The following is a 15,013-nucleotide window of genomic DNA, read 5'->3' as shown; positions in this document are numbered from 1 at the left end:
ACCGGCCAGGACCACGTCCGGCGGGCGGCCCGACCAGGGGTCAGTATTCGAACCTTTTCCGCACGGTGATACACGTGTGCGATGAAGATTCACCGGGCCGCCCGCCCGCGCCTCCTGCTGACCGCCCTCGCGGCCGGCAGTCTGCTGCTCGCCACCGCGTGCGACGGGGACAGGAAGCCGACCCAGGACCAGGCCGCCGCCGGCGCCCCGTCGGACGCCGCCGCCACGACTGCCGCCGCCACCGCCACGACCGCGGCCCCCACCCCGACCGTGCGGCCCACGGGCGCCGACGACCCGGCGCTCAAACCGTTCTACGGCCAGCAGATCGCCTGGGCCGCCTGCCCGCCGGACGCCAAGGCCGCCGAGAACAAGATCGACATCTCGCTGATGAAGTGCGGCACGCTGCGCGTCCCGCTCGACTACACGAACCCGTCGGGCGAGACGATCGACCTCGCGCTGATCAAGAACCCCGCCGCCAAGCAGGACCAGCGGATCGGCTCGCTCGTCGTCAACCCGGGCGGCCCGGGAGGCTCCGGCGTGGAGACGGTCAAGTTCGGCGCCGAGCAGTTCGAGGGCACCCTGCACAACCGCTTCGACGTCGTCGGCCTCGACCCGCGCGGCACCGGCGCCAGCTCCCCGGTGGTCTGCCTGGAGGACAAGCAGCGCGACGTGCTCAACGCCCAGGACGGCCCGGCCGACCCCGCCGAGGCCAAGGCCATGGCCGAGAAGCAGCGGGCCGACTTCATCGCCGCCTGCCGGGCCAGGTCCGGCAAGCTGCTGCCCTTCGTCGGCACCCGCAACACGGCCCGCGACCTCGACGTGCTGCGCGCCGCCGTCGGCGACCAGAAGCTCAACTACCTGGGCATCTCCTACGGCACCTACCTCGGCGCGCTCTACGCCGAGGAGTTCCCGAAGAACGTCGGACGGCTGATCCTCGACAGCGCCGTCGACCCGGCCGAGCAGTCGATCGACAAGGGCGTCAACCAGACCATCGGCTTCGAGAAGTCCTTCGAGCGGTTCGCCGTCGACTGCGTCGAGAAGAACGCCGAGCAGTGCCCGCTCGGCAAGACTCCCGCCAAGGCCGCCAAGAAGGCCGCGGACTTCCTCGACGGGCTGCGCGACAAGCCGCTGCCGACCAAGGACGGGCGCAAGGTCGGCAGCGAACTCGGCTGGACCGGCGTCATGGCGACGCTCTACTACGACGAGAAGGAGGGCTGGCCGGCCCTGCGGCTCGCCCTCGCCGAGGCCATGAAGGTCGGCACCGCCAACCTGCTGCTCGCCTTCGCCGACGAGTCCAACGGCCGCGACGCGAAGGGCCACTACGACCCGAGCGAGGAGGCCCGCGTCGCGATCCGCTGCGCCGACGGCGCCGCACCCGCGCCGTCCGCCGAGCAGGCCCAGGCCGCCGTGCAGAAGCTCAAGCAGGAGGCGCCGCTGTTCTCCAAGGACGTCACCGTCGAGGACTTCAGCGAGGGCTCCTGCGTCGACTGGCCGTTCCGGACGCCCGAGAAGCCGCACACCGTCCGGGCCGAGGGCGCCGCCCCGATCCTGGTCGCCGGCTCCACCGGCGACCCGGCCACCCCGTACGCCGCCGCCGAGTCGCTCGCCGCCGGCTTCGCCAACGCCACCCTGATCACCCGCGTCGGCGAGGGCCACGGCGCGTTCGGCAAGAACAACGGCTGCATCGACGCCGCCTACGCCGCGTACCTCACCGAGGGCACCCTGCCGGCCCCCGGGACGAAGTGCTCCTGACCCCGCCGGCCGTCACCCGGGACTGACGGGAGCGGCGCCGGAGACGGTACGACGTAGCAGATGAAGAAGGGGAGGGCGCTGACACGAAGGTGTCAACGTCACAACTTGATAGCTCGTTCGGATGAAATCCGCGTGCGCCCTCCCCAACTGATGACGGCTCAACTACCGTTGAGCCGCTGCCGGGCGGGCGTTGGACGCCGTTCCGCAGCCTCATACTTCACCTGCCGTCACCGCCACTTCACCGGCCCCTTCCCGCCCTCACGAGGAGGACCCGCTGGCCAGCGACATTCCGTCACCGAGGCTCGACCCCAGGGACGAACCGACCCTCCTCGGGTTGCACCGTTTCAACGAGGCCGACGCCGGAGCCGCGGAGGAGGCCCTGCTCGCCTGCTGCGGCAGCCACCGGTGGGCCCTGCGGCTCACCGCCCACCGGCCGTATCCCGACATAGAGTCCCTGCGCGCCGCCGCCAGCGAGGCCTCGTACGACCTGCGTCCGGCCGACCTGGCCGAGGCGCTGGCGGACGAGAGCTGGATGCCGCAGCCGCTCCTCGGCATGCGCGCACCCGGCAGCCAGGCGGCGCACACCGCGCTGCGGGCGGCCCACGCCGCCTACGAGGCACGGTTCGGCCATGTCTTCGTGGTCTGCCTGGAGGGCATCGCCCCCGAGGAGATGCTCGACGCCGTGCTCAGCTCGATCCGCACCCGCCTCGCCAACGACCCCGACGAGGAGCGCCTGGTCGCCGCCGACGAGCTGCGCCGGATCGCCCTCACCCGGTTGGAGCACCTGGTCGCCACCCACTCGGGGGCCGGGGCCCGCTGAACCCCCGCCCCGGGCGCCCTCGGCGCCCGGGGCCTCGGCTCTTCCCCCTTCGGTCCTTCCGCGCCCTCGGCCGCCCCGCCCCTTCGCCCCCTGCCCGCGCTCAGCCCTTCTGGGCCGCGCGCAGTTTGGCGACCTGGCGCCGGACCACCCGCTCGTCCGGCACCGGGGCCGGCTCGGCACCGACACCCACCGTGCTGAACACCACCAGGGCCGGTCCGACCCGCGCCAGGACGGCACGCTGCGCGAGCACCACCGCACCGGATTCATTCGTCAGGGTGAATCCCGTCGCCGCGTCGGCTCCCTCGGGCGTGGGCGTGTCGTTCCGGCTCAGCCGGTGCCCGGTCCGGGTCGCCCCCCGGCTCCGGTCCGCCGGGGGCGGCGGCGCGGTCGAGGCGAACGCCGCGCACGGACCGAACAGACCCTCCAGTTCCGCCTGCAGCCGGGCCGCCCGGTCCCCCCGGTAGCCGAGCAGCCCGCCGTACAGGCTCCCCGAGGGGTCGGCGGCCAGGGCGACGCTCAGATCGGTCTCCGCGTACGGCACCGCCGGCACCGGCGCCGGGGAGGCGGAGGCCGCCCGGGCGGCCTTCGCCGGGCCCGCCGCCGGTGCCACCGCGTCCAGCAGCGGCTGGCAGACCGGCTTGTCGGCGGTCTCCCGGCCGCCGTCCGGGCCGGTCTCGCCGTGGCCGGGGGCGATCACGGTGACGGTGAAACCCGGCCCCAGCTCGGCGTCGGTGACCACGGCGGCGCGCAGTTCGGCGGCGGACAGCTCCCGGGCCGGGGCGGCGGCGGCCCGGTCGGCCGAGCCGCCCGTCGGGCCGGCGCAGCCGGCGGCCAGCAGCAGCGCCCCGAGCAGCAGCGGCACGGCCGGCGGTGACACGGCCCGCAGCGGGGCGGCCGGCGGCGGGGCGGAGGAGCGGGCGGACGGACCGACGGAAGAGCGGGCGGAGCGCGGGACACGGTGCGGCACGGGGGCCTCGGCGGGGGTGTGGACGGCGAACGGGTGGGCCACCGTAGCGCGACCCGGAGCATCCACGTGGTCACTCAGTGTCGCGATCGAGGCCAGGGTTCCCGGACGACTAGGCCAGTCGTGCCTGATTGATCACACCTCGGACCCCCGGAGGCGGTTCCCGACAACGCGTCGATAGGATGCTCGCGGCCGGTGGACCGTACCCGGCCGGGCTGACCGACACCGAAGCCGGCCGAGCCCCCAATCGCTTCCGGAGGGTTTTTCCGTGCCGGCTGGAACGCTGTACCGCGGCCGGGAAGGCATGTGGAGCTGGGTGGCTCATCGAGTCACCGGCGTCCTCATCTTCTTCTTCCTGTTCGCCCATGTCCTGGACACCGCACTGGTGCGGGTGTCGCCCGAGGCGTACGACACCGTCATTCAGACGTACAAGACGCCGCTCGTGAACCTGATGGAGTACGGCCTGGTGGCCGCCATCCTGTTCCACGCCCTGAACGGACTGCGCGTCGTCGCCGTCGACTTCTGGTCCAAGGGCCCGAAGTACCAGAAGCAGATGCTCTGGTCCGTGGTCGGAGTCTGGGTCGTCCTCATGGCCGGCGCCTTCTACCCGATCCTGCAGCACACGCTGACCTCCTGGTTCGGGAAGTGATCTGAGACATGTCCACGGAAATCTCCGACGCTGTGGTGGTCCCCTCCGCCCAGGCGCACACCGGCAAGGGTCTCGGCACCGGCAACCCGGCCGACGCGTTCGTGATCGAACCGGCCAGGCAGCGGACGAAGAAGACCCCGCGCCGCACCCGTACCAACTTCGAGATGCTCGCCTGGCTCTTCATGCGCCTGTCCGGCATCGTCCTCGTGGTGCTGATCCTCGGCCACCTGCTGATCATGCTGGTGCTCGACGGCGGCGTCTCCAAGATCGGCTTCGCCTTCGTGGCCGGCCGCTGGGCCTCGCCGTTCTGGCAGGTCTGGGACCTCACCATGCTCTGGCTCGCCATGCTGCACGGCGCCAACGGCATGCGTCAGGTCATCAACGACTACGCCGAGAAGGACTCCACCCGGCTCTGGCTGAAGGGCCTCATGGGTACCGCCACGGTCTTCACCGTGCTGCTCGGCACCCTGGTGATCTTCACCTTCGATCCCAACATCTGAGCCGACAGCATCCACATCGGACATCGGCAGAGGCCAGAGGCGAGTTAACCCCCCATGCAGATTCACCAGTACGACACCGTCATCGTCGGCGCCGGCGGCGCCGGGATGCGCGCCGCCATCGAGTCGACGCAGCGCAGCCGCACCGCGGTCCTGACCAAGCTCTACCCGACCCGGTCCCACACCGGCGCGGCCCAGGGCGGCATGTGCGCCGCCCTGGCCAACGTCGAGGAGGACAACTGGGAGTGGCACACCTTCGACACGGTCAAGGGTGGTGACTACCTGGTCGACCAGGACGCCGCCGAGATCATGTGCAAGGAGGCCATCGACGCGGTCCTCGACCTGGAGAAGATGGGTCTGCCCTTCTCCCGCACCGAGCAGGGCCGGATCGACCAGCGCCGCTTCGGCGGCCACTCCCGCAACCACGGCGAGGCCCCGGTCCGCCGTTCCTGCTACGCGGCCGACCGCACCGGTCACATGATCCTCCAGACGCTGTTCCAGAACTGCGTCAAGCACGGCGTCGAGTTCTTCAACGAGTTCTACGTCCTGGACCTGCTGATCAACGAGGGCCGCACGGCCGGCGTCGTCGCCTACGAGCTGGCCACCGGCGAGATCCACGTCTTCCAGGCCAAGGCCGTCGTGTTCGCCTCCGGCGGCACCGGCAAGATGTTCAAGGTCTCCTCGAACGCCCACACCCTCACCGGTGACGGCCAGGCGGTGGCCTACCGCCGCGGCCTGCCGCTGGAGGACATGGAGTTCTTCCAGTTCCACCCGACGGGCATCTGGCGGATGGGCATCCTGCTCACCGAGGGCGCCCGCGGCGAGGGCGGCATCCTGCGCAACAAGGACGGCGAGCGCTTCATGGAGCGCTACGCCCCCGTCATGAAGGACCTCGCGTCCCGTGACGTCTGCTCCCGCGCGATCTACACCGAGATCCGCGAGGGCCGCGGCTGCGGTCCGGACGGCGACCACGTCTACCTGGACCTGACCCACCTGCCACCGGAGCAGCTGGACGCCAAGCTCCCGGACATCACCGAGTTCGCCCGCACCTACCTCGGCATCGAGCCCTACACGGACCCGATCCCGATCCAGCCCACCGCGCACTACGCCATGGGCGGCATCCCGACCAACGTCGAGGGTGAGGTGCTGCGCAACAACACCGACGTCGTCCCGGGCCTGTACGCGGCCGGCGAGGTCGCCTGCGTGTCCGTGCACGGCGCCAACCGCCTGGGCACCAACTCGCTGCTGGACATCAACGTCTTCGGCCGTCGCGCCGGCCTCGCCGCCGCGGCCTTCGCCGACACCAACGAGTTCGTGCCGCTGCCGGAGAACCCGGAGCAGCTGGTCCAGAACCTGGTCGACTCGCTGCGCGAGTCCACCGGCACCGAGTCCGTGGCGCAGATCCGCAAGGAGCTGCAGGAGTCCATGGACGCCAACGCGATGGTGTACCGCACCGGCGCCACCCTGAAGCAGGCGGTCGAGGACATCGCCGCGCTGAAGGAGCGCTACAAGAACGTCGCGATCCAGGACAAGGGCTTCCGCTACAACACGGACCTGCTGGAGGCCATCGAGCTGGGCAACCTGCTCGACCTGGCCGAGGTCCTGGCGGTCTCGGCGCTCGCCCGCGAGGAGTCGCGCGGCGGTCACTACCGCGAGGACTTCCCGACCCGTGACGACGTGAAGTTCATGCAGCACACCATGGCGTACCAGGAGGTCGCCGCCGACGGCAGCACCTCCATCCGCCTCGACTACAAGCCGGTCGTCACGACCCGCTACCAGCCGATGGAGCGTAAGTACTGATGAGCACTCCGACCGTGGAGAAGCACTCGGCCGCTCTGGACGCGGCCGAGGCCGGCGGTACCGAGCTGATCACCGTCACCGTCCGGATCCGCCGGTTCAACCCGGAGGAGCACCCGGACCCGGTGTGGGTCGACTACCAGCTGGAGCTGGACCCGAAGGAGCGCGTCCTGGACGCGCTCAACAAGATCAAGTGGGAGCAGGACGGCACCCTCACCTACCGCCGTTCCTGTGCCCACGGCATCTGCGGCTCCGACGCCATGCGGATCAACGGCCGCAACCGGCTGGCGTGCAAGACCCTGATCAAGGACGTCAACCCGGAGAAGCCGATCACGATCGAGGCCATCAAGGGCCTGACGGTCCTCAAGGACCTGATCGTGGACATGGACCCGTTCTTCCAGGCGTACAAGGACGTCATGCCGTTCCTCATCACCAAGGGGAACGAGCCGACCCGCGAGCGCCTGCAGTCCGCCGAGGACCGCGAGCGCTTCGACGACACCACCAAGTGCATCCTGTGCGCCGCGTGCACGTCGTCCTGCCCGGTGTTCTGGAACGACGGCCAGTACTTCGGCCCGGCCGCGATCGTCAACGCCCACCGCTTCATCTTCGACTCGCGCGACGAGGGTGCGGAGCAGCGGCTGGAGATCCTCAACGACCGTGAGGGCGTCTGGCGCTGCCGGACCACCTTCAACTGCTCCGAGGCCTGCCCCCGCGGCATCGAGGTCACCAAGGCGATCCAGGAAGTGAAGCGCGCCCTGGTCACCCGCCGCTACTGATCCCGGGCCCCACGCCGAAGGCCCCCGTCCGCTCCGGACGGGGGCCTTCGCGTTGCCGGTCGGCGCGCGGCTCAGTCGGTGGCCGGTTCGCGGCGGGTGGCGCGGAGGCTGCGGAGGCCGATGGTGCCGATGGCGAGGCCGAGGGCGAGGGAGGTGACGGCGAGGAGGAGGTGGACCCAGAAGAAGGCGGTGGGCTGGGAGTGGTCGCCGCCGGTGAAGGCCTGGCCGCCGGAGTCCTTCCAGAGGTTCTTGACGAAGGTGGTCCAGATGAACAGGGACCAGACGCCGAAGGCGGTCAGGAACCAGGAGGTGCGGCGGCTGAGCTTCATGGGGCGGTCCTCGGTGGGGCGGGGAGGTGAAGGCGGTGTGCTTCCCCAGTATGCGTGGGCGTCCGTTCGGCGTACGGTGGCCCCCTCCTGCGGCGGACCGGGGCGGAGAGGCGGACGGCGGGGGTCCCGAGTGGGTACCGTCTGCTGGTGCCCACTAGCTCGAAGCTCGCACGTCTGATCGCCGCGCCCGCCGCGGCCCTTCCGCTCCTGTTGGCCGCCCCGGTGGCCGTCGCGGCACCGCCCGGGTCGCCGCCGGCCTCGGTCGGGGGTGACCGGCTGGGGCTCCCGGGGGTCCAGGTGGATCCGCTGGCGGGCGCACCGGCGCTGCCGGGGGACCTCACCGGGCAGTCCTGGATAGTTGCCGACGCCGGGTCGGGAGAGGTGCTGGCGGCCAGCAACCCGCATCTGCGGCTCGCCCCGGCCTCCACGCTGAAGATCCTCTTCGCGGACACCGTGCTGCCGAAGTTCGACCGCAACGCGGTGCACCGGGTCACGGACAACGAGATCCAGGGGATCGGCGCGGGGAGCAGCCTGGTCGGCATCAAGGAGGACCTGGACTACCGGGTCGAGGACCTCTGGCGCGGGGTGTTCCTGAGCTCGGGGAACGACGCGGTGCACGTCCTCGCGCACATGAACGGCGGTGTGCAGCAGACCGTGGCCGAGATGCAGGCGCGGGCGGAGGCGCTGCAGGCCCGGGACACCCGGGTGGTCTCGCCGGACGGCTACGACTCGGAGGGCCAGGTGTCCTCGGCCTACGACCTGACGCTGTTCGCCCGTGCGGGGCTGCGCAACCCGGACTTCCGGAGCTACTGCGCGACCCGCGACGCGATGTTCCCGGGCGCGGTGGACCGGAACACCGGGCAGCGCGGCAGCTTCGGGATCGCCAACACCGACCGGCTGCTGGGCAAGTACCCGGGCCTGATCGGGGTGAAGAACGGTTTCACCACCAACGCGGGCTCCACCTTCGTCGGCGCCGCCGAACGGGACGGCCGCACCCTGCTGGTGACGGTGATGCACCCGACCACCTACCAGAAGGTGTACGACGAGACGGCCGCGCTGCTGGACTGGGGCTTCGCCGCGGCCGGCAAGGTGGCCCCGGTCGGGAAGCTGGTGGAGGAGGGCGAGAGCGCCGCGACGACGCCGACCGGCCAGGCTGGCGGTGCCGCCGGGGTTCCCGCCCCGCCGCCGCACCCCTCGCCGTCCGCGACCGCGACCGACCGGTCCGCCCCGGCGGTCGCCCGGGCGGCGGACTCCGCCGGGGACGGCCTCGGGCCGGTCGGCTGGGTCGTCACCGGGGTGGTCCTGACGGCGGGCGGCGCGGGTGCCGTACTGCTGCTGAACCGGCGGCGCGCGGCCGCCCGCTGAGCCCGGGCCGCCGGGGCGCACCGGTCCGGTCTCAGCCCTCCCCGTCCCGGGGGTGCCGGGGCCGGGGACGGTCCGCCTCGGCGGCCGCCCGCTCCGGGCCGCCCGCCTCCGGACCCGCCTCCGGAGCGCCCGCCTCCGGACCGCCCGCCTCCGGACCGGCCTCCGCCTCGTCCGCGGCCGCGACCAGCGCGGCGGCGCGCTCGCGGGCCCGCTCCCGGGCCGCGGCCGGATCGGCGGTCGCCGTCCAGGCCACGCAGTACATCAGCAGCCGGCAGACGAAGTTGATCCACAGCAGCAGCGCCACCGGCACGCCGAAGGCACCGTAGAGGCTCTTCCCGGCGACCGAGCCGAGGTACGACGAGAGCAGGATCTTCAGCAGCTCGAAGCCGATCGCGCCGATCAGCGCGGCCTTCAGGACGTCCCGCCGGTGCTGGTGCGTGATCCTCGGGAACGGCGCCAGCAGGTAGGCGAAGAGCAGCATGTCGCAGCCGACGGCGATCAGCAGCCCGGCCGCGGTGAGCAGGTACCCGCCCGAGCCCAGGCCGAGCTGGTCGGCGATCCGGCCGGCCAGCGTCGTCCCGGCGGCCGAGGCGCCGAGCGAGACCAGCGAGACCAGGCCGAGGCCGCCGAGGACCAGGAAGTCCCAGCCCTTGCGCAGCAGTGGGTTGCCCTCCTCGTCGGGCAGCTGCCAGATGTCCCGGATCGAGGTCCGCATGGTGTCCACCCAGCCGAGGCCGGAGAGCACCAGCAGGATGCCGCTGACGAGTCCGACCGCACCCGCGTTGGCCACCAACGAGGGCAGGTTGAGGGCGTCCGAGATGCCCGGCAGCTGGTCGGAGATGTGCTTCTGGATGTCGTCGACCCGGCTGTCGCTGAGGGTCGCGACGGCGATCGCCAGCGCGACCGTCAGCAGCGGGAAGAGCGCGAGGAAGCCGAAGAAGGTGACCGCGCCGGCCAGTCGGTTGCCGCGCAGCGCGGTGAAGTGCTCGTAGGCGCGGTAGGGGCGGCTGCGCAGCACCCGCGTCACGATCGGGCCGATCACCGGGAGGCGGGTGAGGAAGTCCACCTCCCGGTTATACCGGCCTGTCCCCCGAACGGCCGTCAGGCCCGCCGTGAGGCCGGCGGCCAGGCCGACGGCCGGACCGGCCGTCAGGCCCGCGGTCAGCGGCGGACGGCGCGGCGGGCCCGGGCCAGCGCGCGGACCGCCTGGTAGGCGGTGTACCGGCCGTGGCCGAGCAGTTCGGTGCGCAGTCCGGACACCCCGAGCGGCGCCCGGTAGCCGGCCGGGCGCAGCCGGGCGCAGTGCTCGGCGGCCCGGCGGAAGAACTCCCGGCGGTCACCGGGCGGGATCCGGCCGGGCCGGGAGACCACGGTGTTGAGGTGGTGCAGCATCCGGCCGTAGACCACCGGACGCCAGCGGTCGAGCTCGGGGCGGCCGTCGAGGAACGCGAAGACCAGGTCGTACTGGCCGAAGACGTCGAAGTGCTTGCGGCCGGCGGTGGCCAGGATGTTGCCGCCCTCCTGGCGCTGCCGGTAGTGGACGCCGACCCGGTCGAGCAGGGTGATGCCGCGGGCGGCGAGCAGCGCCGGGTAGGTCCAGGGGGTGTCCTCGTAGTACCCGGCCGGGAAGGTCAGGCCCTGGGCGGTGACGAAGTCGCGGCGGTAGGCCTTGTTCCAGACCACCTGGAGCAGTTCGAGCAGCTCGGGGCGCTCGGCGAGGTCGAACACCTCCCGGGAGGGGGCGCCGAAGACCTTGGCGGAGGCGGCCCGGACGGTCCGGCCGTCCGCGTAGGTGCGGGCGTAGTCGTAGACCAGGACGTCCGGGTCGCCGACGGCCCGCAGCCGGTCGTCGACGGCCTTCAGCAGACCGGGGGTCAGGGTGTCGTCGCTGTCGAGGAAGAGCACGTAGTCGCCGGTGGCGACGGCGAGGCCGGCGTTGCGGGCCCGGCCGAGGCCGACGTTCTCCGGCAGGTGGAGCACCCGCACCCGGGGGTCCTCGGCGGCGGCCGTGTCGAGCAGCGCGCCGCAGCCGTCCGGGGAGCGGTCGTCCACCGCGATCAGCTCGATGTCCGGACCGTCCTGGCCGAGCACCGAGGCGAGGCACTCGGCGAGGTAGTCCTCGACCCGGTAGACCGGGACGATCACACTGAAGCGGGGCATGGCTCCAGCGTAATGGGCCTGCGCGGGGGCCTCGGACGGCCCCCGGCGGGGCCATGGGCCGGGGGTAGGATCGACGCGCACGTACGCACCGAATCAAAGTGCGGTCAGACCCCGAGGGGGCTGCCACGCTCCTTCCCGAGAAAGGCCTGCGTAGCCGATGGCTCCCCGCCTCTCCATCGTCGTCCCGATCTACAACGTCGAGCGCTACCTCGTGGAATGCCTCGACTCGATCGCCGCCCAGACCTTCACGGACTTCGAGTGCGTCATGGTCGACGACGGTTCGAAGGACGACAGCGCCGCCCTCGCCGAGGCGTACGCCGCCAAGGACTCCCGGTTCCGGCTGGTCCGCCAGGTCAACAAGGGCCTCGGCGCGGCCCGCAACACGGGTATCCGGCACATCGACCCGGACGCCGAGTTCCTGTGCTTCGTCGACAGCGACGACTCGATGCCGCCCAGTGCGTACGAGCTGATGATCAACACGCTGGACGAGACCGGCTCGGACTTCGCCACCGGCAACGTGCTGCGCTTCCGCGCGATCGGCTACTACCAGTCCGGCGGCCACAGCCGCCCGTTCGCCAAGACCGTGCTCAAGACGCACATCACCGAGATCCCCTCGCTGGTCACCGACCGCACCGCGTGGAACAAGGTGTACCGCCGCTCCTTCTTCGACGCGGCCGGGATCATCTACCCCGAGGGCATCCTGTACGAGGACGCCCCGGTCAGCGTGCCGCACCACTACCTCGCCAAGAGCGTGGACGTGCTCTCCGAGCCGATCTACCACTGGCGCGAGCGCGAGGTCGGCGAGATGTCGATCACCCAGATGCGCACCAACCCCAAGGGCCTGGTCGACCGGGTCGCCTCGGTCGAGCTGGTCCGCGCCTGGCTGCGGAAGCAGACCGAGCCGCGCTTCGCCGAGTACCTCAGGACCTACGACGAGAACACCCTCGTCGAAGAGATCCCGATGTTCTTCTGGTCCGTCGTGGACGGCGACAAGGAGTACCGGGACGCGTACATCACCAGCGTCAGCCGGCTGCTGCGGGCGATCGGCCCCGAGCAGGTCAAGAAGCTGCGCGCGCCGCTGCGGCTGAAGTACCACCTGACCCTGCAGGGCCGGATCGACGAGTTCGTCGAGCAGATCAAGTACGAGGGCGAGAGCAACGGCGGTGTCGTCGCCAAGGGCCTGCTGCGCCCCTACGCCGACTACCCGTTCCTGCGCGGCGGCCGCAAGAGCGTGCCGCCCGGCCTGCTCAGCCTGCGCAACTCCACCGTCATCCGCAGCCGGCTCTACGACGCCCGCTGGGAGGCCGGCCGGCTGCGGCTGACCGGCCACGCGTACCCGGAGCAGCTGGGCGCGGCCAACAAGCACGACATGGTGCGCACCCTGGTGCTGCGCGAGGCCAAGGGCCGCCGGGTCATCGCCGTGCCGATGAAGACCCAGTACAGCCCCGAGGCCACCGCCACCAACCACCACGACCTCTACAACTGCGACTGGGCCGGCTTCACCGTCGCGCTCGACCCGGAGAAGCTCAAGCACCGCGGCCAGTGGAAGGACGGCAACTGGCGCGTCCTGGTCGCCGGCGCGGGCAAGGGCGGCGTCTACAAGGGCCGGGTCTGGGCCGGCTGGTCGGACACCGCGCTCTACCAGCCCTCGCACTGGGTCGAGCCGGACGTGCGGATCGTCCCGTTCGTCCGCGACGGCAGCGTCTACCTGCGGGTGGAGAACGTCAAGGCCCGGGTGACCGGGCTGGCCGCGAACGGCGGCACGGTCGAGGTGTCCGGCGCCGCCCGTTCCGGCGTCCGGCTGGCCGGCGCCCGGCTGCGGATGACCCACGTGGAGTCCGAGCGCGAGCTGACCTTCCCGGTGACCACCGGCTCCTCGGTCGGCAGCCTCCAGCAGTTCCACGCCGCCGTGCCGATCGCCGAGCTGACCGAGGTCCGGGAGTCCTGGGCCGAGCTGGACCCGATCGCGGTGGAGCGCGCCCGCGACCGCTGGGACACCACCCTTGAGCTGGCCGACGGCACCACCGCCCCGCTCGTCTGGGACGACCGGAACGCGCCGGAGCAGCTCAACCTGGTGCTGAACGCCGACGCCGCACCCGAGGAGCGGCGCGCCCTCTACTCCAAGCCCTCCCCCGGCGGCTACCTGCAGTTCCTGGACCAGCTGCTGCAGCCGGTCGTGCACGAGGTGACCGCGCGCGGCGCGGACGGCTTCCTGCTCAGCGGCACCTTCCCGCTGCCCGGCACCCACCGCTGGGAGCTGGTCGTGCGCCACCACTGGGGCGAGGAGCAGCACGTCTACCCGGTGGAGATCGCGGACGGCCGGTTCCGGACCGCGCTGCCGGCCGTGCCGACCGCGTCCTTCGCGGGCAACGTGCCGCTGGCCCAGGGCGGCTGGAACGTCTCGTTCCGTCCGGTCGGTGCCACATTCCACCCGGACATGGCCTCGTACGCGCTGATCGCGCCCGAGTGCTGGAACGCGCTGCCGCTGGAGGTGGAGGCCCGCGGCAAGCGGATCGTGCTGGAGCGGCGCCACCACGACGGCCTGCAGCTGGAGTCCGAGAACATACTGCTTCCGGAGGAGCGCAGCGGCTGGCGCCAGCGCAAGCTGCGGACGGCCGACTACCCGGCCGCCCGCCGGCTGCCGCTGCGCGACACGGTGCTCTACAACGTCGCCCTCGGCGGCCTCTACGCGGACTCGCCGCGGGCGATCCACGAGGAACTGGTGCGCCGCGACCTGCCGCTGCAGCACCTGTGGGGCACCGACGACCTGCAGGCGGACCTGCCGCAGTCGGCGGGCTCGGTGCGGCTCTGGAGCCCGGAGTGGTTCGAGACCCTGGCCACCGCGAAGTACATCGTCACCAGCGCGCACCTGCCGGACTTCTTCGTCCGCCGGCCCGGCCAGATCGTGCTGCAGACCTGGCACGGCTCGCCGCTGAAGCAGATCGGCCACGACTTCGAGAAGGTCTGGTTCACCGACTCGCACTACCTGAAGGGCCTCGCCAAGGAGGTCCCGAACTGGAGCCTGCTGCTGGCCGGCAGCACCTGGGCCGCCCCGGTGCTGCGCCGTGCCTTCGACTTCAAGGGCGAGATCCTCGAGAGCGGCCTGCCGCGCAACGACGTGTTCTTCGCCGCCGACAAGGAGAAGACCGCCGAGCGGGTGCGCGAGCGGCTCGGCCTGCCCGAGGGCAAGAAGGTCGTGCTGTACGCGCCGACCTGGCGCGAGGACCGGCGCCGCCACTACGGCGGCTACCAGCTGCACCTCCAGCTGGACCTGGAGGCGGCTCAGGCCGCGCTCGGCGACGACCAGGTGCTGCTGGTCCGCCGGCACGCCAGCGTCCGCGAGCAGATCCCGAGCGCCGGCAACGGCTACGTCTGGGACGTCAGCAGCTACCCGGACATGGGCGAACTGCTGCTGGCCGCCGATGTGCTGGTCACCGACTACACGGCCCTGACCTTCGACTTCGCCGTGACCGGCAAGCCGATCCTGTTCTTCACCTACGACCTGGCGCACTACCGCGACAACCTGCGCGGCTTCTCGCTGGACTTCGAGGCGGACGCGCCCGGCCCGCTGCTGGCCACGTCCGAGGAACTGGTGGCGGCGCTCGGCCGGGTGGACGAGGTCACCGCCGAGTACGCCGACAAGTACGCGGCGTTCCGCGACAAGTACTGCGACCTGGACGACGGCCACGCCGCCGCCCGGGCGGTGGACGCCATGCTGAGCCGCGAGGCCTGACCGGGAATTCCCGCCCGGTGAGGGGCGCCCGACGCGCATTCCGCGTCGGGCGCCTCTCGCATTTTCCGGCCCCCGATTTCCCGGATTTCGAACTGCAGTTTCCCGAACGAACTCGTCAGCTAATTCTCAGTCAATTCTCAAATTGACCCCGGATACTTTTCCCGGTGAGAT

The 15,013-nt window shown here is 71.7% G+C and carries 12 protein-coding genes; 8 read left to right on the top strand and 4 right to left on the bottom strand.

The features are described 5' to 3' along the window. Nucleotides 1-81: 81 nt before the first annotated feature. Entirely contained in the window at nucleotides 82-1,752 is a 1,671-nt protein-coding gene (locus BLU95_RS23740; RefSeq protein ID WP_093861782.1) for an alpha/beta hydrolase, read from the top strand. Nucleotides 1,753-2,026: 274 nt separating this feature from the next. After that, nucleotides 2,027-2,572 (top strand): 2-oxo-4-hydroxy-4-carboxy-5-ureidoimidazoline decarboxylase, encoded by a 546-nt coding sequence (locus BLU95_RS23735; RefSeq protein ID WP_400747496.1) that lies wholly within the window; start codon nucleotides 2,027-2,029, stop codon nucleotides 2,570-2,572. Between the two features lie 100 nt (nucleotides 2,573-2,672). Here BLU95_RS23735 and BLU95_RS23730 read toward each other — a convergent pair whose 3' ends face one another. Continuing rightward, nucleotides 2,673-3,581 (bottom strand): hypothetical protein, encoded by a 909-nt coding sequence (locus BLU95_RS23730; protein WP_093861780.1) that lies wholly within the window; start codon nucleotides 3,579-3,581, stop codon nucleotides 2,673-2,675. Between the two features lie 223 nt (nucleotides 3,582-3,804). On the opposite strand from BLU95_RS23730, the gene sdhC reads away from it, so the two are divergent. Genes sdhC through BLU95_RS23710 form a run of 4 tightly spaced genes read left to right on the top strand, consistent with a single transcriptional unit; the run spans nucleotide 3,805 to nucleotide 7,255 of the window. Continuing rightward, complete coding sequence (sdhC, locus tag BLU95_RS23725) at nucleotides 3,805-4,185, top strand: succinate dehydrogenase, cytochrome b556 subunit (RefSeq protein WP_093861779.1); 381 nt, start codon at nucleotides 3,805-3,807, stop codon at nucleotides 4,183-4,185. Between the two features lie 8 nt (nucleotides 4,186-4,193). Further along, a complete protein-coding gene (locus BLU95_RS23720; RefSeq protein ID WP_030300556.1) occupies nucleotides 4,194-4,685 on the top strand; it encodes a succinate dehydrogenase hydrophobic membrane anchor subunit in 492 nt (163 codons plus the stop codon). Between the two features lie 54 nt (nucleotides 4,686-4,739). Continuing rightward, a complete protein-coding gene (sdhA, locus tag BLU95_RS23715) occupies nucleotides 4,740-6,482 on the top strand; it encodes a succinate dehydrogenase flavoprotein subunit (protein ID WP_093861778.1) in 1,743 nt (580 codons plus the stop codon). Beyond that, nucleotides 6,482-7,255 (top strand): succinate dehydrogenase iron-sulfur subunit, encoded by a 774-nt coding sequence (locus BLU95_RS23710; RefSeq protein WP_093861777.1) that lies wholly within the window; start codon nucleotides 6,482-6,484, stop codon nucleotides 7,253-7,255. The genes sdhA and BLU95_RS23710 overlap by 1 nt, the downstream gene beginning before the upstream one ends. Before the next feature lie 71 nt (nucleotides 7,256-7,326). Here BLU95_RS23710 and BLU95_RS23705 read toward each other — a convergent pair whose 3' ends face one another. After that, complete coding sequence (locus tag BLU95_RS23705; RefSeq protein WP_093861776.1) at nucleotides 7,327-7,584, bottom strand: SCO4848 family membrane protein; 258 nt, start codon at nucleotides 7,582-7,584, stop codon at nucleotides 7,327-7,329. Between the two features lie 147 nt (nucleotides 7,585-7,731). Between BLU95_RS23705 and BLU95_RS23700 the strand changes: the two genes are divergently transcribed. After that, a complete protein-coding gene (locus BLU95_RS23700) occupies nucleotides 7,732-8,949 on the top strand; it encodes a D-alanyl-D-alanine carboxypeptidase family protein (RefSeq protein ID WP_197698614.1) in 1,218 nt (405 codons plus the stop codon). A 31-nt stretch (nucleotides 8,950-8,980) separates the two neighbouring features. Here BLU95_RS23700 and BLU95_RS23695 read toward each other — a convergent pair whose 3' ends face one another. Both BLU95_RS23695 and BLU95_RS23690 read right to left on the bottom strand, forming a co-directional pair. After that, nucleotides 8,981-10,015: a YihY/virulence factor BrkB family protein gene (locus BLU95_RS23695; protein WP_093861775.1), complete on the bottom strand. Its 1,035-nt coding sequence runs from the start codon at nucleotides 10,013-10,015 to the stop codon at nucleotides 8,981-8,983. A 95-nt stretch (nucleotides 10,016-10,110) separates the two neighbouring features. After that, nucleotides 10,111-11,109 (bottom strand): glycosyltransferase family 2 protein, encoded by a 999-nt coding sequence (locus BLU95_RS23690; RefSeq protein WP_093861774.1) that lies wholly within the window; start codon nucleotides 11,107-11,109, stop codon nucleotides 10,111-10,113. A gap of 157 nt (nucleotides 11,110-11,266) precedes the next feature. On the opposite strand from BLU95_RS23690, the gene BLU95_RS23685 reads away from it, so the two are divergent. Continuing rightward, on the top strand, nucleotides 11,267-14,842 hold the full coding sequence (locus tag BLU95_RS23685) for a bifunctional glycosyltransferase/CDP-glycerol:glycerophosphate glycerophosphotransferase (protein ID WP_093861773.1): 3,576 nt from the start codon (nucleotides 11,267-11,269) through the stop codon (nucleotides 14,840-14,842). Nucleotides 14,843-15,013: the final 171 nt, after the last annotated feature.

It is taken from the genome of Streptomyces sp. TLI_053 (genome assembly GCF_900105395.1).
Classification (GTDB): Bacteria; Actinomycetota; Actinomycetes; order Streptomycetales; family Streptomycetaceae; genus Kitasatospora.
This window is presented reverse-complemented; position numbering and strand designations above follow the sequence as displayed.

What these genes read in the sequence shown, in the direction of transcription:
- BLU95_RS23740 (WP_093861782.1), top strand. Translation starts at nt 82, where the DNA reads ATGAAGATTCACCGGGCCGCCCGCCCGCGCCTCCTGCTGACCGCCCTC.
- BLU95_RS23720 (WP_030300556.1), top strand. Translation starts at nt 4,194, where the DNA reads ATGTCCACGGAAATCTCCGACGCTGTGGTGGTCCCCTCCGCCCAGGCG.
- sdhA (WP_093861778.1), top strand. Translation starts at nt 4,740, where the DNA reads ATGCAGATTCACCAGTACGACACCGTCATCGTCGGCGCCGGCGGCGCC.
- BLU95_RS23710 (WP_093861777.1), top strand. Translation starts at nt 6,482, where the DNA reads ATGAGCACTCCGACCGTGGAGAAGCACTCGGCCGCTCTGGACGCGGCC.
- BLU95_RS23705 (WP_093861776.1), bottom strand. Translation starts at nt 7,584, where the DNA reads ATGAAGCTCAGCCGCCGCACCTCCTGGTTCCTGACCGCCTTCGGCGTC.
- BLU95_RS23690 (WP_093861774.1), bottom strand. Translation starts at nt 11,109, where the DNA reads ATGCCCCGCTTCAGTGTGATCGTCCCGGTCTACCGGGTCGAGGACTAC.
- BLU95_RS23685 (WP_093861773.1), top strand. Translation starts at nt 11,267, where the DNA reads ATGGCTCCCCGCCTCTCCATCGTCGTCCCGATCTACAACGTCGAGCGC.